The sequence below is a fragment of the Sphingobacterium sp. B29 genome, from assembly GCF_001952815.1.
In the GTDB taxonomy this organism is placed as follows: Bacteria; Bacteroidota; Bacteroidia; order Sphingobacteriales; family Sphingobacteriaceae; genus Sphingobacterium; species Sphingobacterium siyangense.
The window spans coordinates 2,862,965-2,887,073 of the sequence record NZ_CP019158.1 but is presented as its reverse complement, the minus strand read 5'-3'; the positions used below and the strand labels follow the sequence as shown (position 1 = coordinate 2,887,073).

Here is a 24,109-nt window from a genome sequence, read left to right as displayed (position 1 = left end):
ATTACTCGAGCAACGCTACAATTGCAGGATCCTCGGGATCTATTTTTGGAGGAAAATGCTTCATAAGCCTGCCATTTTCATCGATTAGATATTTCTGAAAATTCCACAAGACAGCAGAACTTTCTACGCCGTTCAAGCTTTTGTTGGTCAACCACTGATAAATAGGCGCCTGCCGTTTTCCTTTAACATCAATTTTTGCTGCCATCGGAAAAGTTACGCCGTAATTCCGTTGACAAAAAGCAGCTATTTCGGCATCCTTACCAGGTTCTTGGTCTAAAAAATCATTTGAAGGAAAACCTATAATAACCAACTTATCACTGAATCTTTTATATAAGCGTTCAAGCCCCTCGTACTGAGGTGTAAACCCGCATTTAGAAGCGGTGTTTACAATGAGTATCTTTTTACCTTTAAATTGCGCGAAATCGATGGACGAGCCGTCCAACCCCTTAACTTTAAATCCATATAGAGTAGCTGATTTCAAAGCCATATCTACTTTAACGTTACCATTGGTGAATAAATAATAGGCCACACCTGCGGCGACTACCGCAACAATGAATAAAATTATAAAGAGCATTTTTTTTATTTTTTTTTGAAACATGACAATCGATATATGCACGAAACCATCCCAGAATCGTCTTTACTTAGGTCGATGAACACCCTTGGACTTGCGACCAAGGACGATACATAACAACCTTGCCGATCAACGTTGTACAAGGCAAAACGTATTCTGCAAAGTCTTATAAACGATGAGTTCAGCGTTTACAATGGATTAAAGTTACTAAAGAAAGTCTGAATTGGAAATGAAAAATGCTTTTCTGATCGGATAATAAACAGTATAAAAAACCGAATCTTCATGACAAAGATTCGGCTACACTATTAAACTATATAAACCAATTGTGTACGTTAAAGTTGACTTATTGAGGGGATGTTGGTCTATTTGGGCTTAGCCCTATCTGTCCCTTTAGCATCTTTCCACCATCCATTGTGATCCGGAGATAATAATCTGAAGAGCAAACAGTCCCATCTTCATCCATAGATTTAATCCCCAGCCCAACAGGAACATCATGTTGAGTTGCAGCTGTCTTCGCTATCTGATTGGATTCGTTGTACTCATCAAACATGGACACATAAATGCTCTTGACACCAAGCGCGGTCAAATTATAGAGTTGTCGCCACATAAAATCACCATGTTTTCGTTGCCCCTCCTGCAGTGACCCCGGCAATACACAGGGCTGATAGTCTATGTTATTTAAATTGCAAAACTGTAGATCAGCATTTTGGATATGCTGCGCATAATGGTCCACGTCTGCAATGGTTCCGATGCGGCCTACCATCCAAGGTGACAACATATCAAATGATTTGTAGACATCGATATAGCCTTGTCTCGAATCTCCTCCTGTTTGTGCCAACCTCCAGTGTGTTGGCGTACCGCCCATGACATAGCAGCCTTGATCGCGAAACCACTGAATAACCTCCAGACAAACGGCTGCTGACCAGGGATGGTTGTTGTCATTAAAACCGAATCCCCAAATACCGACCACAGGCTTGCCGTTCTGTTTGGCATAGGCAGTAGACTGGGTATATTGTTTCATCAGATTTAGCCAATCATTTTTTATCTCAGCCTGCATATTAACCCAGGCAGACACATCATACATGATATAGAATTTGATACCATGTTGCTCGGCGGCAGTTTTAACTTTAGCCGTAATCGCATTACGAATAGGACCTTCTATCCCTGTGGGATTAAATCGCTGCAATGCCGCCGTGTGGATACCGTAATCCTTCATCCATTTAAATTGGACATTGACTGTCTGATCGTCAAATGAAGAAAACAGAGATGCAGGCGAACCATTGCCCAATGCCGGTAAATTGGTATTGTATTTTTTTTTGTATTCGCTGTTGTCAGGCCAAGAAGTAATATGGAAATTACCCTGGCTCGGCGTCTGTTGCCAAGCCTCAGTCCAGTGCCACCAATGTGTTCCCATGGGTGAATTGTCACCCGCACAGGAAAACCAGCCCTGGTATCCCACGGTAATCTGCCCAACGACATCGCCTGTCGCGGAAAGCCCATTGTTGCCATTCGCTTTTTTGGCCTCCTCTTTCGGGATAGATTCTTCAATCTTCTTTTCGCTCTTTGAACAGGACATCATCAAAGCGATCAACAAGAAGATTATACATACTTTTTTCTGCTGTTTAATACTCATAATTAAGTGATTTTTTTATAAATGGTTGAAGACTGGTTTATACATATTGGTTTATTTCAATGCTAGTTCCCATACTGCCTCGCTGTTCCGGAAGGCTAAATTTTTACTGGGGTTATTCTTGAAATCAAAGTTATTATGTACCATTAATGAACTATTAACAAGAAATTAATAGCTTCCATAAATCTGTATAAAATGAAAAATTATTTATAAATACGTTTAATGTGCGTACAGTAATTTTGCTGTGTATTGAAAACAAATGCTGCACCAGTTTATTTATAAAGAAGTAATTGATCTGAGCGATCCGATGAGGTTTTCTTTCGAAAAAAGAAAACAATACGTTCTAAATTCTGTATATTAAATGAACTCAATGGTCGATTTTTTTCTTGACTACAACTATTTCTTCTTTAGCGGAAGACCAAAGTTCCCTTGGGTAATCGTTATTTAATTCGAATAAATTAAACTAATATAAATCTCAATCCGATTTTCTATGAAAATTACGTTAACATTAACCCTTATCATGTTTGTACAAGTCCTATTTGGACAGAAGTCTTTAACGCCTCAATGGCAATCGGACACCACCCTAAGATCTCCAGAGTCCGTTTGGGTAGATGCAAAAAACAAAGTACTCTATGTTTCAAATACGATCGCCTTCGAACCTAATACTACGGCATTCATCAGTAAACTGGATATGGACGGAAAATTTATCAAAAGAGATTGGGTTACAGGACTCAATGCTGTTTTGGGTATAGGAATCCACAAAAACCGGCTCTACGCGGCTGAAGCATTCTCTAAATCCATTGCCGTCATCGATATAGATAAAGCAAGCATCGTCAAAAGAATTACCATTGATGGTGCTGAGCTGCTCAATGACATTACTGTTGACTCAAAGGGTATCGTTTATGTAAGTGATACGCGACTTGGAAAAATCTATCGCATTGAAAACGACTCTCCTATGCTGTATGCTGAAAACCTAAAAGGTGCAAATGGGTTGCTGGCTGTCGGCAAAGACTTGTATGTGCTATCGGATGGCGCGCTTGTTAAAATAGATCAGGATAAAAAAACTACCGTAATATCGAAAGGTATGGAAGGCGGATTGGACGGTGTCGTACAAATTAAACCCAACGAATTTGTAGTTTCTGGCTGGCAAGGACTGATCTACCATGTCAAACCTGACGGCTCCAATGCTATATTACTTGACACACGTGACAAAAAGATAAACGCTGCCGATATCGGATACGACAAATCTTCAGGTATGCTGTATGTGCCTACCGTTAGGAGTAACAGCGTTCAGGCTTACAAACTGGACTAGATGATTTAATGGATATACAGGCAGATGAAGCTTTCCACGTTTACCCCTTATACCAAGTCATTTAGAAAGGCTTTTTTGATTATTCCTTTTTTCGTTGTGATCGATGTATTTTGCGAGATTGTACAACCCCGTCTGATGTCTATCATTGTCGACGACGGAATCTTGCATAAAGATATCAACTACATTTTGAAAATTGGATTGGCCATGATCGGATTAGCGATCGTTGCTATCGTTGCCAATTTATGCAACATCTATTACTCTGCACACGCGTCGGTGGGTTTTGCGACGAATCTCCGGACGGCCTTGTTTCGAAAAATACAATCCTTTGCTTTTGCGGATACCGATTATTTCAGTTCGGCCTCGCTTACAACACGGCTCACCAACGATACCAATATGATGCAGCAAGTCATGATGATGTGCTTGCGTATGCTTCTAAGAGCACCCCTTATGATGGTTTTTGCTATCATCTTTGCAGTTTCTATTAATAAGGATCTGTCCATCGTGATGGCCATTGCATTGCCTATATTGGCCTTAAGTATTTTTATTTTATTACGCAAAGGACTCCCCTTTTTTATCAAGATGCAGCAGGCAGTTGACCGTGTCAATAGTGTTGTGCAGGAAAATCTACTCAATGTGCGGGTAGTAAAAGCTTTTGTACGACAGGATTTTGAGAAAAAGAAATTCGACAAAGTGAATTTCGATCTGATGGATGTTGCCACCAAAGCTTCGAGCATCGTTGTCCTTATCATGCCTGTCATGCAATTGGTGATGGGTTTGTCGCTTGTTGCCGTGACCTGGTTTGGCGGACAGAAAGTAATGACCGGAACGCTTGCGCTGGGTGGATTGATGTCATTTCTAAGTTATATCACGCAAATCCTTATTTCTTTGATGCTGCTTTCATTGACTTTCATGATGATTTCAAGGGCAATCGCTTCTGGCGATAGAATTGAAGAAGTTTTAGAGAAACAACCCTCCTTAACGGATACTGCGGAAGGCCTCCAAAATAGATATGCCATCACAGCGGGACGGATCGCATTTAAGCAAGTCACTTTCCGTTACAACACACAAAGTGAAAAACCCAACCTTGACAATATTAGCTTCGAAGTAAAGCCTGCGACTATCCTAGCAATCATAGGTGGCACAGGTTCGGGAAAGAGCACTTTGGTACAATTAATTCCACGACTATATGATGTGTCTGAAGGTGCCGTTTTAGTAGATGGCATCGATGTCAGAAATTACCAACTCCAGGAACTGCGCAGCCAGATTGCGATTGTGTTGCAGCAGAACCAACTTTTTTCAGGAACTATTTTAGAAAATCTCAAATGGGGAAATGAGCAGGCAACAGAAGAGGATATTTATGCCGCTGCCGGGATTGCTTGTGCAGACGATTTTATACGCTCCTTTCCCAGCGGCTATCAAACACTACTGGGACAAGGAGGCGTCAATGTTTCAGGAGGACAAAAACAACGCATATGTATTGCCAGGGCTTTATTGAAGAAACCTAAAATCTTGATTATGGACGACAGTACAAGTGCTGTGGACATCGATACCGATCGAAAAATACGTGAAGGTTTAAAAAATTATCTGCAGAACACCACACTATTGATTATCGCGCAGCGTATTTCGAGCGTCATGCATGCCGACCAAATATTGGTCATGGAAGAAGGCCGCATTGTCGGTTCTGGATCACACGATGTACTTCTGCAAACAAATACCAGCTATCAGGAAATTTATCAGTCACAACACCTGCAAAAAGAAGAAGCCTAATGAGTACCTCAAACAAATCCATTCCCGTGAGTTTACCTGGCCCCGGTAGTTCAAGACGCATTAAAAATGAAAAGCCTCAACAGGGATTTAAGGCTTTATGGCGATTGATGCGCTACCTTTCTTCGCAACGACTGATGCTCCTGCTGATTTTAATTTCACTTTTGCTGGGAACTGCGGGAACACTGGCAGGCAACTACCTTTTACGGCCTGCTATCAACAATTATGTCCTCAAAAAAGATATTGTTGGTCTAGGACAAATTGCCCTAGTCATGATCGGAATTTATATCGCTACAGGAATTTTCAACATGTTGCAATACCGACTGACCATAAAAGTGGCACAGAAAACGATTTCTAACCTCCGAAATGATCTATTCGACCGCATGCAGTACCTCCCTTTGCAATTTTACGATACCCATCAGCATGGCGATCTGATGAGTCGCTTCACCAATGACATGGATACAGTAAGCGATGCCCTGAATAATAGTATCACACAGCTTTTAATCAGCTCAATTACTTTGTTGGGGACACTCGCCCTCATGCTGTATATCAGCCCTATCCTATCGATTATTGCATTAATCATGATTCCGCTGATGTTATATCTGGCGAAACTGATCATCAACAAAAGCAAGAGTTTTTTTGCCGCCAACCAAGCTGCGCTCGGTAATGCCAATGGCTATGTGGAGGAAATGATCAGCGGACAAAAGGTAGTGAAGGTTTTTGGACACGAAAACGCCGCCATCGAACAATTTGAGCAGCTTAATCAGGTACTGCGAGAAAAAGCAACAAAGGCCCAGTTTTATTCCGGAATGATGATGCCTTTGATGGCGAATATGAGCACCATTAACTACGCGCTGACTACCATCGCAGGTGGTATTCTAGTGATCACTCGTGGATTTGATTTAGGGGGGTTAACTGCATTTTTACAGTATGCACGGCAATTTGGACGACCTGTAAACGAGATTTCCAGCCAATATAACAGCTTACAGGCAGCTCTTGCGGGCGCAGAACGTATTTTTGCCGTTATTGACACTGCTCCTGAAAGTGAAACGATAGATCCATTGCCAATGCCGGTCCCGATTCAGGGCCAAGTGACACTATCGCATGTAAATTTTGGCTATGTACCCGAAAAACAGGTTTTATTTGATATTGACATCGATGTAAAACCAGGACAAAAGATCGCTTTCGTGGGTGAGACCGGCGCCGGCAAGTCGACAATTATCAATTTGCTACCTCGCTTTTACCCTTTGCTATCCGGGGATATTCTTTTAGACAAGACATCGATTTTTAAGTTGGATCGCAATGAACTGCGTAAAAAACTGTCTATCGTATTTCAGGACACCCATTTGTTTACCGATACGGTCATGGAAAACATCCGTTATGGCAGGCTCACCGCAACGGATGATGAAGTGATAGCGGCAGCAAAGCTTGCTGCCGCAGATAGCTTTATCATGCAACTGCCACAAGGGTATAAAACCGAATTGACCAATGACGGGGCCAATCTGAGTCAGGGACAGCGGCAGTTAATTAACATCGCCCGGGCAACTGTGGCCAACACGCCAATCTTAATATTGGATGAGGCGACCAGCTCAATCGATACACGCACTGAAATTGCTATTCAGGAAGGTATTGACCGGTTAATGCAAGACAAAACAAGCTTCGTCATTGCCCATAGACTCTCGACCATAAGGAATGCCGACGTAATCTGTCTGATCGAAAAAGGGAGAATCGCCGAGTTCGGTTCGCATGCAGAACTCTTAAAGCAAAAAGGTAAATATTATCGTTTGTATATGGGACAGTTTGACTGATCATTTCGAGGTTTTAATACGATACTCCTTTCATGAAAGAAGCCTTGTTTTGAAAAATACTGCAGCTTACGAAATACAAGTTCATCGATTTTCTGAAAGATGGCTACAACATTCTGACATTTGGATACATCTGCGGGCAACTTTACATCGAACTTTGTCTCAAGAAAAAAAAGATTATGAAAGTATTTATAACTGGAGCTTCGGGCTTCATCGGTTCAGCAGTCGTTCAAGAAATGATCGATGCGGGACATCAAGTAACTGGTTTAGCACGCTCAGAAAAATCAGCAGAGATAATCGCCAATTTGGGTGCTAAGGTAATCCGTGGCGATCTTCAACACTTGGATATATTAAAACAAGCCGCTTCAAACGCCGACGCCGTCATCCATACCGGGTTTTCCCACGATCTGATGTTTGCAAATGAATATGCAAAAGCTGCCGAAATTGATATCAATGCGATCAATACCATGGGCGAAGTGCTGCTCGGTACACAAAAACCGCTTGTCGTTACAGCTGGAACCTTGGGTCTACCACTTATCAACGGGTTCGTCACAGAGGAAAGTACACTCCTAAATTCACCGAGAGGTTCAGAACCTGCGGCAATGGCCCTGGCAGCAAAAGGTGTCCATGCTTCAGTGGTTCGCTTACCACCCTCTGTTCACGGCAGCAGTGATCTTGGCTTTATGGCAGGCTTCACAACAAGTCTGATCCAATTTGCGCGCAATCATGGCGTTTCGACCTATCCCTTAAATGGGGACAACCGTTGGCCAGCAGTTCATCGCTTAGACGCTGCAAAAGTTTTCTGCAAGGTGGCCGAGAAAGCCGAAATTGGGGCATTGTACAACGCTATTGGTGAAACTGGCATTAAAATCAGTGCAATTGCTGAACTGATCGGCACGAAATTACATTTGCCTGTTACTTCATTACGGGGTGAAGATATTGTCAAACATTTCCAATGGCTGAGCCATTTCATCACCTTCGATAGCCCGGCGACAAGTTTTGAGACACAGCAGCAATTAGATTGGTCGCCTACGCATATCGGTTTATTGGAAGATGTTCATCAGAATTATTTATAAATTTGTTATATGCCACAAAGTCGAACACAGCGTATAAAAACGATCAGTGAATTTCATCAATTAAGAGGTTTACCACAGCCTAAGCATCCATTGCTCAGTGTTGTGGACTATTCAAAGATGAAACGTTCTCCTTTGGATGATGCTTCGGCCTTATTGTTTGATTTTTATGTCATTTCCAATAAAAGAGGCATCACAGGCAAAATGCGCTATGGGCAGCAGCTCTTTGATTTTGACAACGGTGTACTCGGCTTTATGTCGCCCAATCAATTGCTGAAACTGGAAGAAAATGACGCTGTTGCCAACGTAAACCGAAGCGGGTGGATGTTGCTTATTCATCCGGACTTTTTATGGAATACCACATTGGCGAAAACCATTAAAGAGCATGAATTCTTCGATTATTCGGCAAATGAAGCTTTATTTCTTTCAGAAAGTGAAGAGAAAACACTAAACGATATTATTGGAAATATCCAACGGGAATATCGAGCAAATATGGACAAATTCAGCAAGAACATTATTGTATCAAACCTCGAAACATTGCTGAATTATTCGGAGCGTTTTTACAACCGACAATTCCTGACGCGAGAGAAAGCCAATCATCAGGTTTTAAATCGCCTGGAAGAACTGCTGAATGCTTATTTTTCTGCAGATGGTTTGGTCTCAAAGGGTCTTCCATCCGTTCAATATATCGCAGATAGCTTAAATATTTCCTCTAAGTATCTCAGCAGTTTGCTTAAAGTATTAACGGGGCAAAGTACCCAACAGCATATTCACGAAAAACTGATTGAAAAAGCAAAGGAGAAATTGTCAACAACGGCACTTTCTGTTAGTCAAATCGCCTATGAATTAGGCTTTGAACATTCACAGTCATTCAGCAAATTGTTTAAAACAAAAACCAAACTTTCGCCTCTGGAATTTCGAGCCGGATTTCACTAACGAAAACCATCGAATGACCATTGGATATGGGAGAAATGATCCATCTGGTCATGGACATTATAATTTAAGAGGTGAAGATCAAAAAAGAAACAGCAGACCGCACAATGTCTATTGCCAGTTCTGCTGTTTGAATCAAAAGTTATTTTTCTTTTTGATCTTTAACTGCATCCTTAATCGCTTTTGTCTCTTCGGCAGTCTTAGCACTTATTTGACCTTTATACTTATCAAATTCATCAGAGACCTTATCAGCCACATGGCCTACTGTCTCGCTAATTGAGGATGACACATGATCATACTCTTCTTTCACTTTATCGGCTACTTCTTCGTATGTATGTTTTGCCTGCTCTTTGAGATCCCTTGTCTTTGCCTTGATTTTCTTTCGCGTTTTTCTTCCACTATTCGGTGCCACCAATACCCCTACCAATGTACCAAGTGCCGCTCCCGCCACCATTGCCAGGAGTAATCCCGTTGAATTATTTTTTCCGCCGCACATCTTTAATTTTTTTAAACAATCGTAATTAAGCATATATTTCAAAATGATTATGTTGTTAAACTCTTACAAATTCTAACAATAAAAGCAAAAGATTAGTTTGTCATATTTTAAATAATGTACAACAAATTAGATTACAGCATCACATGAATCGAAAGGCGCTAAAGATGAGCGTGCGAGAACGGCTTGGATCAAATAGATCTACTGGATTCGACTTTTTGTTCTGCCCCCAATTCAGTGTTGATTTTCTTTTGTTTGAAGTATTGAAAAATGACTGCAATAATAAAAAGCACAAAAAGGAAAAGAAGGGTCTGTCCAATAATTGGATCATTTATATCCGTTGCCAAGGGACGTCCGACTGGAACTCTGGTAAAGGTCTCATTAACAGCAGGCACCAGCGACAAGAAAAAACTGAATGACCATAGAAAATTCTCAAAATACCGGGCCTTCGTACTACTTTTCTTTGTTGCGTGCAGCCAATAGGCCACCGTGACAAGAACCAAGATGAAGAGTGAAAAAACATGCCCGGCATTGAAGCCACCCTGTTTCGAAATTCCTAATGCCGTAAGAGAAGTGATGGCTGTCGCATAAAAATATAACTTCCCCGATAATACTTTAAGATTGATCTTGCCATAGCTGATAAAACCTAATACAGCGACTAAAAGTGCTGTAAGACCAATAACTGTGTGGAAAACTCCTAAACCTGATAAATTCATTTTTTCTATTTTTAATGTTGATAATTTCAAAAAAATGTTCCTGTAATGTAAGGTCGTTGTCAGGCTTTCACGGCACAATCCATGGAATAACAACCCTTTAATGGAACACTACAAAGTTGCAATAGAATAAGAAAAATGGTTTTTTGATTTCGTTCAAAGATTTGATATTTTAGTTCAAATAACAGGACTACAATCTTATTGGAGAAAACTTGGTCCCCTCGATAAAAATGGAATACCATATACAAATGACCATTGGTTTTTAGTTGCTTTTAAGCTGTCGACGATAATTTGTTGGCGATATGTGGTATTTGTCACTAAAACTCTTTGTAAATGTTGCGAGGTCGTTAAATCCACAGTTAAAGGCAATTTCGGAAACACGCTGATTGGAAACCAAAAGGAGCTCTGCCGCCTTTTCGAGCTTCTTATTTTTGATGTAGCTGGCAGGTGTATCATGATATAATTTGGCAAACTCTCTTTTAAATGAAGAAACACTCAGATTATTCTGTTCCGCAAGCTGCTCAATGGTCAATTGAGAAAAGAGATTGGCTTCAATGATCTGTTTAAACGAATAGGTACTTGAAGAAAAAAGCTGTGATAATATCACCCGTATGACCGACGCGTTTCTCGTTTGGGACAGGAGCAATATAATTTCTTTTAATTTGAGCACCAGTATATCTTCATTGATCAATGAAGGATTTTCAAAATAGAACAGCAAGCCTTCCACATATTTCTGGATCAGGAAATCATTGTCAATTTTTTCTTTTGATTGGTTTGAAATGATATTTTCGGGTTCAAGCAGCAACGAGGGTAACTCTCTATCGTAAACTTTCTTCAAGGTATCTGGATAAAAAGTGACGATTAACAGCTGACAATCTTGCGTTGGATTCACATCTTGGATTCGCTTTCCAGAATTAATACAATTCAGCAATAAGGAATAATGCTTCACAATAGTTAGCTCTTCGTCATTTGCTTGGTATTGCATCTCCCCTTCCAGCACATAGAGGAAGCAAGCCTGTTCCGCTACTGGAAATTCAAATGTAAATGGTGCCTTCAAAGCAATTTTTTGCATCATCGGTCTTCCAAATAGCTCATACTTTTTGTAATCATTTACCATTGTGCCGCTCAATTTCTCAAATTTAACAATTGAGTTCCGTATAATTAAAATGATGGTTGTGCAATAGAGTCTTATTTTCTAAATTTCCGTTAAAATAGATTCATCCAATCGATGTATTTTAAATTGGTTAAACACCTGTTGATATTAGTCTAAATTTACGTCTATTTTGACACCAAGATCTTTGCTGCTTGCCTTTAAAACATGATCTACCCAAATGCATAACATAGGCTGTTTTCCTGGTTTGTTTTGATCCCAGTCTTCTTTCCAGACAATGTCGATCGTTTTCCCATGATATTCTAAGTTTCCGAGGTAAAAATAATCCATTTTGCCCGCAGGTATCAGCGGCTGAAGCTGAAAGCTGTTGTGATGGGTAGCCTTAAAGCCAATGAGATCTGCTATGATCATGTCTGGATAGGTTGAATGAAAATAATCATTCTGTCCACCAAATTGCTCGCCATCACTTGGTATATACCATTCACCGATATTTGGGTGGGTATAACCGTGAAGTCGGGTAAGCTTCATAATTTGTTCGTACAGTGTCTCTTTGTCCTGCGCAGTGATTTGATTCTTATAATTTCTTAAATAGTTGCTGTATGCTTTATAGACGACCGAGTTTTGAAAAGGCCATCCTCTGCCGTTCCAGGCATAAGCCTGCTCATTGTAATAGGGGTGTTGCCTTTCGGCCGTGGTCATTCCTTCGTGGTTATTGAAACCTTTTTCAGAAGTAAACATCGCCCAAGCTACTTCATACTTTTTATTGTCCTCAGGCGGTATCATCTTGAAATACCAGGGGGTATAACCAACGGATTCCCGCACCCGCGCTTCGTAATCCCGTACACCATAGGCGTTGTCACCGGCAGTCAAGGTATTAAAAAAACCATCATCTGAATTCCAAAGTGTCCGGAGAAATTTCTGCTGTATTTCCTGGCTTCTGACCTTATAGTAATCTGCTTTCGCCTTATTCTTAATCGAAGGATGTTGTTGCTGTTCCAGTCTATAGAGATTGTACAATGCGTTGTTATTTCCAAAGGAATAACTTCCAACGGATGGGCGCACCAAATAAAAATCAGGATAACCTTTGGTAAAGGCTAATGGAAAGTCCCTCGCTGCAGTCGTATTTGCCGCCTTGTCTGTCGTCCCCCAACCTAAATAGAGATCTCTCCATGTACTATCGGTATAAATAGCATAAGGTCCTTTACTTTCAATTAAGCCAAGTACCGCCGAAAGGCTGAATTCCATACCATCGTACAGATCCAGAATTTTGTACATGCCGTCGGTCTTCGCATTTGGATTTTTTACAGTGAATAGGCTATCCAAAAGGTGCTGATGGGTCTCCATTGCGGGAAGCATCTTTTGCGTCCAGGCCTGATCGGGATGAATTTTTAAAAATGATTCAATACCATCGACCATCCAGCTGGAAAAATGAACACTTTCGGGCCTGCTCAAATGGGTCAAAAAATTACCGTTTTCCCGTTGATTTATTTTGGAAGCTGATCCAAGCATAAAATATTCGGCATAAGATCGAAGGTATTTTGGATCACGAAGCCAACGTACATCGTAAAACTGATGCGCTGTTGGGCAGGTAATCGCTCCACTCAAGGATCCCCAGGCGGGATACCCGAAAAATTCTGTTATAACCCAATATTTCTTTGAATCATGTGGATCGTAATAATCCCGAAGATGCTTGCTGATCATCCACCAACGATAATTATACACGCGACTTAGGGTATCGTTGGAACTCTCAAAATACGGAATGTTATTGACCAAGAATTCTTTGTTGTTGGATTCGTCAAAAGCACCGTCCGATTTTGGCCGGTGCTCGTAAGCATTGAACTCCTTTATATTGTCTGTTAGGTTATTTTTTGCCACTTCCTTTAAACGATCAAGTTCATGGCGATATATCGATTCCTGCTTACCCGAAAATCCTCGATTACTCGAACAGGAAAAAAGAACACCTAGAACCAAAAAGGCTGTGCTGCTTAAAACAATAGATTTTAGAAAAACGGAGCGATGTTGTCTTTTCATGTGGCTATATGGAATAGAACGAATTTATAGTTGATCTGCTATAACTTAAAAAATTAGCATTAACGTCCATCCGAAGGAATCAACAGGAGATTGATCGGCTTTCATCGCAGTAATTTTCTACAGGGCAATTCTTGATGAAGTTAAATACAAGATCTAATCCAAAGCAATAACAAACAAAGGACTAATCAACAGAATTTTTATGACAATTCAGCATGGTGGAACAAATCGGCGTAAAATTGATACAATGTATCATATTGTACCAATTTGAGCTCATACTTTATCGTTCAAAATAGATAACAATACATGTAAATCTGCCCCCCTTAAAAAGTCTTTAGCAGCAATCCAGCCATCAGCTTGATAGTATAAGCAATGAATTGGGTTGGACAAGCATAAAAATGGAGTGCATCTACGCAAAAAAAGCCCGACAAGTTGTCGGGCTTTCCATGAAATTAAGGGTAATATTTTGATCAGACGATGATCGGAATATCGACGTTTCCGTTGGAAACGTCTGAATTGAGTAGCTGGGTCACGATTCCTTTTTGCACAAGAAGGAGTAGAATCAAATCGCTGACCCTGCCTTTAGTCTTCACGAACAAATAAGTTAAATGATCGTCCAGATAAATCGCAGTAAATATAATTCCGGGAACCCTTAGGTTCAGGTAATCCAAAACTTCTTTCTTCTTCGTCAGTACCGTACTACTGATCGAAAATGTATGTACAAAATGGCTCATCTTATTTTTTTATTATTCTCTTTAATTAAAAAAACCTAAATTCGATTGAATCCTGTATGTCTGCCCTGCTATGGCAGACATACCGATAAAGTTCATCTAGCCGATCGATGATCATGACTGATTTGTCCATATTTTCAAGTTGAAGTGCCAGATGATCTAAAAAATCCAAATTTGCATCGACGAGCACAAACTCCTGATATTTTCCAATAAACTCATGTCTTATCGTAAGCTCCGGTGGTCTGGTGCTTGGATTTATCAAAATACAAATACTCTTTTTCATCCTATCAAGCGTTCATTTTATAACCAGCCTCCGCCCAAAGAGCGATACAGTATGGCTATGCTATTAAGTTTTTGAGCTTGGACTGTTGCTAGATCAATTTCTGCCTGCAGTCGGTTCGTTTGTGCAATAATCACTTCCAGATAAGTACCTTCATTATATTTATAAAGCAGCAGTGACTTGTCAACAATTTCCCGAGACTGTTTGATAACATCCGCAGCAATTAAACGCTGTTCATCCAATTTTTGAATTTTCACCAATGCGTCGGAAACCTCGGCCACACCCAAGAGTACAGCTTGTTTAAACTGGATTTCAGCCTGTTCTGCCATGATCTTGGATTGTTCATATTTTGTCTTTAGTTGGCGACCATTAAATATTGGCTGCGTAATCGCACCCGCCGCAGTTCCAAAAAGCGCACCAGGAATAGTAAACCAATTACTTGCTTTAAAAGAGTTAAGGCCCCCCTGCGCTGTGATGTTCAATCCCGGATACATGCTCACCCGCGCAAAGTGAACTCCGAGATAACTCTTTCGAAGATCCAGTTCTTTCGAACGCACATCAGGTCTAAAGCTCAACAATGCAGCGGGAATGCCCGCAGCAAGCTGATTGGGTACATAAACTTCATCCAAGCCTTTTTCCCTTTCAATGCGCCGCGGATAATTTCCCACAAGTACATTAAGCGCATTTTCCTGTATCGCAATTGCGCCTTCAATATCCGGTATCCGCTTGGATACCTGCTCTTTCACCAAAAACTGCTGCTGTACGGCCAAGGCCGTTGTCATCCCGAGATGCTGTTGTTTCACTAATATCTGCCAAGTACTGTCGGCAAAAGATAAATTTTCCTTCGTTATGGCCAGTTGCTTATCGAGCATGAGGAGATTATAGTAAGCCTGCACAATCTCGGCGACTAGTCTAGTTTTTACCGCATTGGCTGCTTCCTTCGTTTTTAACAGCTCGATAACGGCATCCTGCTTCTGAGCTTTGAGCTTGCCCCAGATATCCAGTTCCCAAGAAATATTGACCGCACTGGTGTAATCGGTCGTATAATGCTGCCCCATAAACTGGGACGCCATCATGCCGTTCATACTATTATTGGATGGTCTATTAATACTGGCATTTACCAAACTGGCATTCACAACCGGCGCATAAACCCATTTCGACTGCTTAAACCCCTCGGAAGCAATAGCAATCTGTTTTATCGCGACTTGAAGATCATTGTTTTTGGCCATACCCAAATCTATTAATTCGACAAGCACGGGATCCTTGAAGAAATCCCTATAAGTCATTTTAGCCACACTGCTATCTGCCGGAACAAAGTTATTGTAAAAAGACTCGGGCAGTGCCAGATCCGTTTTTTTAGCTTGCTGCACCGCACATGAATCAAGCAGAACAATTGACAGCAAGGCAGCAAGGGGCATCAATTTTATTTGTTTCATTGTATACATTCACACTAATTTTTAAAATTCCCATTCTGTGTCGTCTTTCACTTTACCACTCATTTTTTCCTGGAAGAATTGGAAGATAACAAAAAGCAAAGGAGTCAAGAACAAGCCTAAGCAGGTACCAACCAACATGCCGAAGATTGCTGCATAACCAATGGAATGATTCCCCATGGCTGATGGTCCCGTCACAAATATCAAGGGTACAATCCCTGTCATAAAGGCAAGTGAAGTCATCAAGATCGGGCGAAAACGAGCCTTTGCTCCTTCCACCGCCGCTGCCACCAAACTTTTGCCCGCCTGACGTCGTTGTGAGGCGAACTCTACTATCAGGATTCCATTTTTAGCCAACAGACCAATCAGCATCACCATAGCGATCTGCACATAGATATTATTCGCAATTCCTGCAAAGCCTATTCCGAGGAATACGCCTGACAGTCCAACGGGAATAGCTAGCAATACGGCAAATGGGAGGATATAACTTTCATACTGCGCAGATAACAGAAAGTAAACAAAAACGATGCACAGGATAAAAATGATGGTTGACTGTGCGGTAGACGTACTTTCTTCTCGGCTCATTCCTTTATAATCATAGGTATAACCTGGAGGCAGCACCTGTTGACCAACTTCCTTAATGGCTTGCATAGCTTGTCCAGTACTAAATCCGGGAGCCGGCATAACGGTCAGATTTGAAGCGTTAAACAGATTAAAACGCTCCACCACTTCTGGCCCTGTAATGGCCTTTAGCGTCACCACCGTATTGACAGGAACCATCTCTTGGTTGGCATTTTTGACAAAGATGCTATTCAGCGACTTTTCATCCGCACGTGTATCAGGCGTTGCCTGGACAAGCACTCTGTAATACTTCCCAAAGCGATTGAAATCCGAAGCCTGAATACTTCCGTAATAGCCTTGCATCACCTGAAGAACATCGCGTACAGCTAAACCAAGCTGTGCAGCTTTTGCTTCGTCTACCACCACTTCATATTGTGGATAAGAGACATCAAAAGTCGTAAAAGCAACGGCAATCTCCGGTCGCTGCATCAAGGCTCCCATCATGCCGTAGGAGATATTTCCCAAGTTTTGTAAAGACGCATTGGTGCGGTCCTGTAAAACGAGCTCCATGCCACTAGAATTACCGAACCCCTCTACCGTTGGGGTATTCAGCACCAGAAAATTCGCCCGTTTATCTCCCGAAAGCATGCCCTGCAATTGCCCCATGACAGCGCCCAAATCCTTAATTTCTCCCCGTTCTTTTACATCTTTTAACCGAATAAAAAATGTGCCGGCTGCGGAAGACATTGCACCGGAGAATAAGCTCAGACCATTCACCGAAATAACCTCCCGAACAGCGGGATGTGCAACGAGCTTATGTTCTGTATCGGACATCAGTTTGGTCGTACGATCCTTGGATGTACCAGCAGCCAGATTGGCCGTCACGATAATAAAAGACTGGTCTTCATCAGGTATAAAGCCCTTTGGTGTCCGCAAAGAAAACCAGGCAAACAGACCTGCAAAGGCGAGCAATATTCCTATGCCAATCCATTTTTTCTTGATCAGAAAGAGTACTGATTTGCCATAGCGGAAAGTCAGTTTATCGAACCCAGCATTGAAAGCGGTAAAGAAACGCTGTTTAAAGTTCAGTTTCTCCTGGGCATGACCGTCATGGCTCTTAAGCAACAAGGCACACAAAGCTGGACTAAGCGTCAATGCATTCACTGCTGAGATAACAATGGCGATCGCCAGGGTCAATGCGAACTGTTTATAAAATAACCCAGTTGATCCCTCCATAAAGGCAACTGGAACAAACACAGCCGACATCACCAAAGTAATCGATACAATTGCTCCGGAGATTTCTCCCATAGCGGATACCGTAGCCGCCTTGGGCCCCAGCTTGCGGCGTTCCATCTTCGCATGCACAGCCTCGACAACGACAATAGCATCATCGACAACAATACCAATGGCCAGCACCAAAGCAAATAGGGTCAGAATATTGATGGAGAACCCAAAAATATGCATAAAGAAAAATGTTCCCACAATGGATACCGGAACGGCGATTGCAGGAATCAACGTCGAACGAAAATCCTGTAAAAAAATAAAGACAACGATAAAGACCAGAATAAACGCCTCAATTAGTGTCTTTATCACCTGCTTGATAGACTGATCCAAGGACTCTTTCGTGGCATACGGAATTTTATACTCCATTTTGCCCGGAAAAGATTTTGAAAGTTCTTCCATCCGATTTTGCAAGGCGATCTGAACCTCATTAGCATTTGAACCACTCATCTGAAATATCGCCATGGTGACCGAGGGCTTTGTATTGTAGTTGGACTGTACAGTGTAACTGTAGGCAGCAAATTCAACCCTCGCTAGGTCCTTAAGCCGAAGAACTGAACCATCATGCTGTGCTTTCACAATGATGTTCTCATATTGCTCCGGCTCCGTAAACTTCCCTTTATACCGCATGACATATTCTTTCACCTCGGTAGACTGTTCGCCAAACCGCCCCGGAGCAGCCTCTAAATTTTGCGCCTGTATCGCTGCCGAAACATCGTTGGGAGTCAAATTGTAGGCATTTAGTTTATCTGGATCTAACCATATCCGCATCGAGTAGTCTTTGTTTCCATAGACCATGGCATCTCCAACGCCCTTGATACGTTTTAATTCGGGTACAATATTGATTTTAGTATAGTTTTCCAGAAATAGATCGTCCATGCTACCATCCTCGCTGGTCAGCGTTACCATTGCAATCATACTATTCTGTCTCTTTATGGTCGTTATACCACTCTGTATAACTTCTGCTGGTAGTTGGTTGGTCACCTGGGAAACCCTATTTTGCACATTGATGGCCGCCTGATCCGGATCTGTACCCAATTTAAAAATCACAGTAATGGTCAGCGTACCATCATTACTGGCCACAGAGCTTATGTAATCCATATTTTCAACCCCATTGATCGCATTTTCCAATGGTGGCGCCACGGAGCGGCCGATCGTTTCAGCATTTGCACCGGGATAAACAGCTGTTACAGTCACTGTCGGTGGTGCAATGTCAGGAAATTTGGTAATGGGAAGGCTCAGCATTCCCACAACCCCCAAGATAACAAGCAATACGGAGATCACCGTCGCCAATACGGGACGTTTTATAATTTGTTTTAACATGAAAATCGACTAGTTTATTTGTGTTCAATCGGGGACTTTTCGACGACTGGCATTCCTGCCTGTAAACGTTCAAAACCTTGAGCAATGTACCTATCCCCTGCTTTCAGCCCACTGGATAGGATAAAGTTATCGCCGGACTTGCCAGAGACCGCGACAGGCAATTGCACTACTTTTCCGTCTTTGTCTGCCGTATAGACAAAAATTTTGTCTTGATAGGTTACTGTGGAGGCAATTGGTAATAATGGAACCTGCATAATATTTCGCTCCAAAAGAACTTTGCCGGTATTTCCGCTGCGCAGGATATCCTTCGGATTATCAAATTTAGCCCGTAGGGTTATTGAACCTGTTGATTTATTAAACTGCCCTTCTACGGCATCAATTTTCCCTTTCAAATCATAAGGACGACCATCCGATAGCAATAAAGTAACTGGGCTTGTACCCTCTAGCTTCTCTGCGATCGAATTTCCCGGATGCTGATTTTGGAAGGCCACAAAATCATTTTCACTGAGGCTGAAGTAAGCATAGACCTGTTGATTATCCGAAATTACGGTCAGGGCCTGTTGATTTGTTGGGGACAATAAACTTCCTAAACGATAATTAAACCTCCCCACATAACCACTGACAGGTGCTTTAATCAACGCAAAGTCAATGTTGATCTGTGCCGATTGAATGGCAGATTCAGCTTGTGCCACGGCTGCTTTGGCTCCAAGATAGACCGCATTTGCTTCCTGCACTTGCAGTTCTGACACAATTTTATTGCGAACAAGTTCTATTTTTCGGTCCAGTTCTATCTTGGCAGTTATCAGACTTGCTGAAGCAGACTGCAAAGAGGCTTTCGCATTGTTTAGCTGTTCTCGATATACGCGGTCTTCCACCTTAAAAAGTGGCTGCCCAGCTTTTACATAAGCCCCCTCATCTATATAAATTTTACTCAGGTAACCGGTCACTTGTGGCCTAATCTCAATATTTGAGCGGCCTTCAATGGCACAGGTATATTCATTTTTCACCTCTGCATCGCCAGTTTTAACAGCAGCAAAGTTGACCTCCGTCGGTCCCCCTGGATACCCACCTTCACCAGGTCGATTGCTGCATGACATGAACAGCAGGGGCACAAGATAGAGTGTCGATGATTTAACAACGAAATTTCGCTTCATAAGTATATTATTGCTTTATTTATTCAGTGTTTACAAAATTACTGAAAATTAAAACTATATAACTTAACGTTAAGACTCCATTTCTTGTCAAAAAGACAACAGTGAAACATCTGAATTTCCGAATGCGCTAAAAAATTCTTACAATACCGACCATTAAAGACACTAAAATGACATTTTTAATTTTTTATAAAATGAAAGCGAGCATTAATAATTAGAAAACAGCAAGAAAATAACAAAGAAATAATAAATCTTATTAATTAATATTAAGTACATAAATTTAAAACTCTGCACTTACTTTATAGCAGCTCGGATTTTTGCCCGTCAGTTTTTTAAAGAATTTGCTGAACGTAGCCTGATCTGCGAATGAAAGCTTCACGGCGACATCTTTAACGCTGAACTTATTATTTTTCAACAGTACCTTCGCCTCGATAAGCAGCACATTATTGATAATCTCCTTGGGGCTTTTGGTCAAGGTTGTATTCAGCACCTTAGTTAAATACTTTCTGCTGATTGCCAGCTTATCGGCATAGAATTGTACATCGTGATTGTTAACGTAGTGCTCATTGACCAGATTAAAGAAATCTGCTGTAATAGCTTCAAGTCGAGGGGAAATATGACTTTGCTGTTCAAGATACCTGTTAAAATTCTGCACTTCATACATCAACAGTGAAAAATGGTGCCATATCATATCGTTGGAATAGTCAATCCGGTCGCGACTAACATTCAGGAACCCGAGCTGGGTGATATGGTAGTCGATTCTAAAGAAGATCTTTTCCTGTTTTGATAAGATATAAAACGGCGTACTGGAGAAACTTTTCAGAATATCGTTGGTTTTATAATTGAAGCCTGCCTCCTCGATCAATTTCTGTGTAAAATAAATACTTTTCATCTGCATATCCGGTGATATGGTGTGGATTACAAAAGCCTCCATAGGACCGCAGAATAAAACATCTCCAGCTGAGGCTACGAATTTCCGCGCGCCAACACTAAACTCAACGGTCCCCCGTTTGATCAAAATCAGCGCATAATATTCTGAACGGTAATAGAAATCAAGGTACAGCGAAAAATTTGCCGCATCTTCCTCGGCGACTAAATAATGGTTGTTTTTTACCGGAAACAAGGAGGTCCCTAATGCATTACTTAACTGCATTAACGTTACGGTTTTTAGATCAACAAATTTTGTTCCCATAAGATGCTTATACCAATAAATTAGAGATCCCATTTGATTCGTAATAGACCAGATTACATTCTTGAAACGGGATAAGTGAAAGAGGAAAATAGCGGAGCTAAATTAACCAATAGGCTGCTCTTTTTTTGAGTTAAAAAAGAAATATTTCTTTCAGATGACCTTAAGGGCACCCTATATAAGCTACTTTTTCGGCTGGTCTCGTTAGGATTTTTCCTGGATAAATTTTTCGATATTCCGGGCTTGAGCCTAAAATATTATGAAAGAGGATGGTATTTTTTTTGCAAAAAATAAATATTCCCATTTTCACATAAAAAAGTATCTTTTTCATATTCTTTCTACTGCTATTCTAAGTTACATTTGCCTCATAAGTAAACTTGACTCAAAAGAAGTAATTGCTGAAATGAATGGAGATGCCTATCTCATCATTTTAAATTTCTGAATTGATTCGATAAGAATACTGTAAAAAGAATCCTACAATACTACACTGAAAAACATTTTGTGGAACGATGCTGTCGTTCCACATTTTTAATCTATTAAATCGGTTTCCCCCCAACCTTCTACGACAGCCACTTTAGCTTGCTCGCCGTCTTTTTCATACTTTAGTCCCCGGTAGTTCCTTCCGTTGTCATTTCAATTTTATGGATTGTACCGTCTGCACGGTAATTTAGGGTATCTATGCAAATCGAACGGCTAAAACTGCCTCCATCTGGGTTAATCCCCCCATTATGGTAAATGAAATACCATTGGTTTTTAAAAGGGACAATTGCTTGATGGTTCGTATTGCTATTGCCTGCTATTTCATTCAGAATCCCTTTATACACATAGGGACCTTCGATCTTATCGGCCATGGCATAAGCGATCTTCTCCGGAAATTCCGTGGCATAACTCAAATAATATTTTCCATTGTGCTTGTGAACCCACGGTGCTTCCGTAAAAGCCAGTCCTTCAAAATTCAATTGCTTTACTTCGCCATCAATCTCAACCATATTTTCCTTGAGCTTTGCGTAGTAGCACTCACGGTTACCCCAGAAAATCCAGGCTTGGCCATCGTCATCAATAAAAACAGCCGGGTCGATACAGGCCCAAGAATGGGAAGAAGCAAAACAGTCCTTATTGGTCAATAACGGTTTCCCCAATGCATCTCTAAAGGGACCTTCGGGTCTATCTGCGACAGCAACACCTATTCCGGACCAATTAGAGCTGATGTACCAGTAATATTTTCCATTACGTTCGGTAACGTGTCCCGCAAATGCATCGCCGCTTTTTGCCCAGGTAAAATTACTTATTCTCAAAGACACTGGATATTCCGTCCAATTTTTTAAATCCGTTGTAGAATAAACAATCCAGTCTTTCATCTTATAGCCTTGCTGACCACCTGCAAAATCATGGCCTGCATACAACCAAAGTGTATCCCCCTTGACCATTGCTGCTGGATCAGCCGTAAAATGATGCTTAATAATCGGATTTCCCTTTGCGGTAAAACGATACCTGTCATCCACATCCTCTGGAGATAGTAATTCACCGGGTACACCACCCCATTTACTATTCAGAAGACGAGACTCTTCCTTGCTAATTGAAATCACACTTCCATGTCGCGGGTTAAAATTTTTACGCAAAGCCTCAGGTTTCGAGGAGAAATTAAAGAGATCATCTGTGCGCTGGAATTCATATCTTCCATTCGCATACAGATCATACATCAAGATATAATCGTCTGTTCCGTTCAGCTTAAAAAGACTCGATCCTTCGACAACAACAGAAGTGTCTGCATAGGCATCGAGATACCGGAAGTCTTCTTTCCATGGTCCTTTTAGGGATTTACTTGTCGCCTGCTGAATCCCATTTTTCACTTCTTTGCCCGCACCATCTTTTGTATTGCCCTTAAAGAAAAAATGGTATAAGCCATCTTTATAGACGATGTCGCCATCAATACCGCCAAATTTTGGACTAAACAATAAGGTAGGTTCCCTTTCAAATCCGCTAAAATCTTTATTCGCATAGGCTGCATAAAAATCAAGCTTATCGTTCTCATATGATTTCACCGTAAAATACACAAGGTATTTTTTCGCAACTGGATCATAGATCGTCTGTGGTGCCCATACCCATTTTACGTTTTTAAATTTTTTAGGGTATAATTTTGCCAGATCAACAGTATTGTGTTTCCAATCCGTCAGGTTATCAGATCGCATCAGAATAATACCAGGATTACTTCCCCAACCATTCTTGGCGGTAAACATATCAGTTGCGACCATATAAAATGACTTTTTGTCCTCTCCCCTAAGGATGTGCGGATCACGAATCCCTCCCGTTTGGGATATATCTGCGGATGACAAAATAGGTTTATTGTTATTTAATGCAACCCAGTTTTGCGCATCCTGACTCACTGCAAATCGCAATTGCTCTTGTGTATTTTTATCCCCCGAACCCTCAAAATAAGCAAAAAGATAACCCGCCGCCTTATCTGCATTGTATATTTTTTGCGCTATGACATTGGTAAAACTCATTAATGCAATACTCAATACCCCCATTTGTTTTAGTTTCATGTTTGATCAATTTTTAGGTTTTTCTAAATGTTCATTTGTCAAGCAAACCTTCTTTATTAAAACTTAACCATGGATTGTTTAATGCACAAATTCCAAATTATCTTGATCTCGAAAGGATATTCAACACGAATTTAAATTTGCTCAAAAACACTTTTCCACGAAGCTGTAGAAGAATACGATACGA

The 24,109-nt window shown here is 41.1% G+C and carries 18 protein-coding genes; 5 read left to right on the top strand and 13 right to left on the bottom strand.

Going from position 1 to position 24,109, the window contains the following annotated elements; all coding sequences use genetic code 11:
* Position 1 precedes the first annotated feature (1 nt).
* Together BV902_RS11885 and BV902_RS11880 are read right to left on the bottom strand one after the other, a co-directional pair.
* Positions 2-574 carry a glutathione peroxidase gene (locus BV902_RS11885; RefSeq protein WP_083663810.1) on the bottom strand — a complete coding sequence of 191 codons (573 nt, stop codon included), beginning with the start codon at positions 572-574 and terminating at the stop codon, positions 2-4.
* Positions 575-914: 340 nt separating this feature from the next.
* Positions 915-2,204, bottom strand: a complete 1,290-nt coding sequence (locus tag BV902_RS11880; protein WP_075992113.1) for a glycoside hydrolase family 71/99-like protein — start codon at positions 2,202-2,204, stop codon at positions 915-917.
* A gap of 487 nt (positions 2,205-2,691) precedes the next feature.
* Here BV902_RS11880 and BV902_RS11875 point away from each other — a divergent pair, with 487 nt between their 5' ends.
* From BV902_RS11875 to BV902_RS11855, 5 genes are all read left to right on the top strand, one after another.
* Complete coding sequence (locus tag BV902_RS11875) at positions 2,692-3,513, top strand: hypothetical protein (RefSeq protein WP_075992112.1); 822 nt, start codon at positions 2,692-2,694, stop codon at positions 3,511-3,513.
* 24 nt (positions 3,514-3,537) lie between these two features.
* On the top strand, positions 3,538-5,280 hold the full coding sequence (locus BV902_RS11870) for an ABC transporter ATP-binding protein (RefSeq protein ID WP_075992111.1): 1,743 nt from the start codon (positions 3,538-3,540) through the stop codon (positions 5,278-5,280).
* On the top strand, positions 5,280-7,085 hold the full coding sequence (locus BV902_RS11865) for an ABC transporter ATP-binding protein (RefSeq protein ID WP_075992110.1): 1,806 nt from the start codon (positions 5,280-5,282) through the stop codon (positions 7,083-7,085). Before BV902_RS11870 ends, BV902_RS11865 begins: the two co-directional genes overlap by 1 nt.
* Positions 7,086-7,261: 176 nt before the next feature.
* The gene (locus BV902_RS11860; RefSeq protein ID WP_075992109.1) at positions 7,262-8,158 is read left to right on the top strand and encodes an SDR family oxidoreductase; all 897 of its coding nucleotides are present in this window, start codon (positions 7,262-7,264) and stop codon (positions 8,156-8,158) included.
* A 9-nt stretch (positions 8,159-8,167) separates the two neighbouring features.
* Complete coding sequence (locus BV902_RS11855) at positions 8,168-9,091, top strand: helix-turn-helix domain-containing protein (protein WP_075992108.1); 924 nt, start codon at positions 8,168-8,170, stop codon at positions 9,089-9,091.
* Between the two features lie 139 nt (positions 9,092-9,230).
* On the opposite strand, the gene BV902_RS11850 is transcribed toward BV902_RS11855, so the two are convergent.
* The 11 genes from BV902_RS11850 to BV902_RS11790 all read right to left on the bottom strand — a co-directional run bounded on the left by BV902_RS11850 (position 9,231) and on the right by BV902_RS11790 (position 23,925).
* Complete coding sequence (locus tag BV902_RS11850) at positions 9,231-9,584, bottom strand: YtxH domain-containing protein (protein ID WP_075994736.1); 354 nt, start codon at positions 9,582-9,584, stop codon at positions 9,231-9,233.
* Positions 9,585-9,772: 188 nt separating this feature from the next.
* A complete protein-coding gene (locus BV902_RS11845) occupies positions 9,773-10,297 on the bottom strand; it encodes a hypothetical protein (RefSeq protein ID WP_075992107.1) in 525 nt (174 codons plus the stop codon).
* A 259-nt stretch (positions 10,298-10,556) separates the two neighbouring features.
* Positions 10,557-11,423, bottom strand: a complete 867-nt coding sequence (locus BV902_RS11835) for an AraC family transcriptional regulator (RefSeq protein ID WP_232475753.1) — start codon at positions 11,421-11,423, stop codon at positions 10,557-10,559.
* A 132-nt stretch (positions 11,424-11,555) separates the two neighbouring features.
* Positions 11,556-13,436 carry an MGH1-like glycoside hydrolase domain-containing protein gene (locus BV902_RS11830; protein WP_075992104.1) on the bottom strand — a complete coding sequence of 627 codons (1,881 nt, stop codon included), beginning with the start codon at positions 13,434-13,436 and terminating at the stop codon, positions 11,556-11,558.
* Between the two features lie 467 nt (positions 13,437-13,903).
* A complete protein-coding gene (locus BV902_RS11825; RefSeq protein WP_075992103.1) occupies positions 13,904-14,167 on the bottom strand; it encodes a hypothetical protein in 264 nt (87 codons plus the stop codon).
* A gap of 25 nt (positions 14,168-14,192) precedes the next feature.
* Positions 14,193-14,447 carry a hypothetical protein gene (locus tag BV902_RS11820; RefSeq protein ID WP_075992102.1) on the bottom strand — a complete coding sequence of 85 codons (255 nt, stop codon included), beginning with the start codon at positions 14,445-14,447 and terminating at the stop codon, positions 14,193-14,195.
* Between the two features lie 17 nt (positions 14,448-14,464).
* Complete coding sequence (locus BV902_RS11815) at positions 14,465-15,880, bottom strand: efflux transporter outer membrane subunit (protein WP_075992101.1); 1,416 nt, start codon at positions 15,878-15,880, stop codon at positions 14,465-14,467.
* Positions 15,881-15,901: 21 nt separating this feature from the next.
* A complete protein-coding gene (locus BV902_RS11810; protein ID WP_075992100.1) occupies positions 15,902-19,042 on the bottom strand; it encodes an efflux RND transporter permease subunit in 3,141 nt (1,046 codons plus the stop codon).
* A 14-nt stretch (positions 19,043-19,056) separates the two neighbouring features.
* On the bottom strand, positions 19,057-20,196 hold the full coding sequence (locus BV902_RS11805) for an efflux RND transporter periplasmic adaptor subunit (RefSeq protein ID WP_075992099.1): 1,140 nt from the start codon (positions 20,194-20,196) through the stop codon (positions 19,057-19,059).
* Between the two features lie 277 nt (positions 20,197-20,473).
* Positions 20,474-21,385: an AraC family transcriptional regulator gene (locus BV902_RS11800; RefSeq protein ID WP_075992098.1), complete on the bottom strand. Its 912-nt coding sequence runs from the start codon at positions 21,383-21,385 to the stop codon at positions 20,474-20,476.
* A 599-nt stretch (positions 21,386-21,984) separates the two neighbouring features.
* Positions 21,985-23,925 carry a family 43 glycosylhydrolase gene (locus tag BV902_RS11790; protein ID WP_083663571.1) on the bottom strand — a complete coding sequence of 647 codons (1,941 nt, stop codon included), beginning with the start codon at positions 23,923-23,925 and terminating at the stop codon, positions 21,985-21,987.
* Between the last annotated feature and the right edge of the window lie 184 nt (positions 23,926-24,109).

Excerpts from the sequence above, each read along its gene's own strand:
- BV902_RS11875 (WP_075992112.1), top strand. The coding sequence starts at position 2,692 with ATGAAAATTACGTTAACATTAACCCTTATCATGTTTGTACAAGTCCTA.
- BV902_RS11870 (WP_075992111.1), top strand. The coding sequence starts at position 3,538 with ATGAAGCTTTCCACGTTTACCCCTTATACCAAGTCATTTAGAAAGGCT.
- BV902_RS11800 (WP_075992098.1), bottom strand. The coding sequence starts at position 21,385 with ATGGGAACAAAATTTGTTGATCTAAAAACCGTAACGTTAATGCAGTTA.
- BV902_RS11885 (WP_083663810.1), bottom strand. The coding sequence starts at position 574 with ATGCTCTTTATAATTTTATTCATTGTTGCGGTAGTCGCCGCAGGTGTG.
- BV902_RS11845 (WP_075992107.1), bottom strand. The coding sequence starts at position 10,297 with ATGAATTTATCAGGTTTAGGAGTTTTCCACACAGTTATTGGTCTTACA.
- BV902_RS11855 (WP_075992108.1), top strand. The coding sequence starts at position 8,168 with ATGCCACAAAGTCGAACACAGCGTATAAAAACGATCAGTGAATTTCAT.
- BV902_RS11810 (WP_075992100.1), bottom strand. The coding sequence starts at position 19,042 with ATGTTAAAACAAATTATAAAACGTCCCGTATTGGCGACGGTGATCTCC.
- BV902_RS11830 (WP_075992104.1), bottom strand. The coding sequence starts at position 13,436 with ATGAAAAGACAACATCGCTCCGTTTTTCTAAAATCTATTGTTTTAAGC.
- BV902_RS11820 (WP_075992102.1), bottom strand. The coding sequence starts at position 14,447 with ATGAAAAAGAGTATTTGTATTTTGATAAATCCAAGCACCAGACCACCG.
- BV902_RS11880 (WP_075992113.1), bottom strand. The coding sequence starts at position 2,204 with ATGAGTATTAAACAGCAGAAAAAAGTATGTATAATCTTCTTGTTGATC.
- BV902_RS11805 (WP_075992099.1), bottom strand. The coding sequence starts at position 20,196 with ATGAAGCGAAATTTCGTTGTTAAATCATCGACACTCTATCTTGTGCCC.
- BV902_RS11860 (WP_075992109.1), top strand. The coding sequence starts at position 7,262 with ATGAAAGTATTTATAACTGGAGCTTCGGGCTTCATCGGTTCAGCAGTC.
- BV902_RS11825 (WP_075992103.1), bottom strand. The coding sequence starts at position 14,167 with ATGAGCCATTTTGTACATACATTTTCGATCAGTAGTACGGTACTGACG.
- BV902_RS11850 (WP_075994736.1), bottom strand. The coding sequence starts at position 9,584 with ATGTGCGGCGGAAAAAATAATTCAACGGGATTACTCCTGGCAATGGTG.
- BV902_RS11865 (WP_075992110.1), top strand. The coding sequence starts at position 5,280 with ATGAGTACCTCAAACAAATCCATTCCCGTGAGTTTACCTGGCCCCGGT.
- BV902_RS11790 (WP_083663571.1), bottom strand. The coding sequence starts at position 23,925 with ATGAAACTAAAACAAATGGGGGTATTGAGTATTGCATTAATGAGTTTT.
- BV902_RS11815 (WP_075992101.1), bottom strand. The coding sequence starts at position 15,880 with ATGAAACAAATAAAATTGATGCCCCTTGCTGCCTTGCTGTCAATTGTT.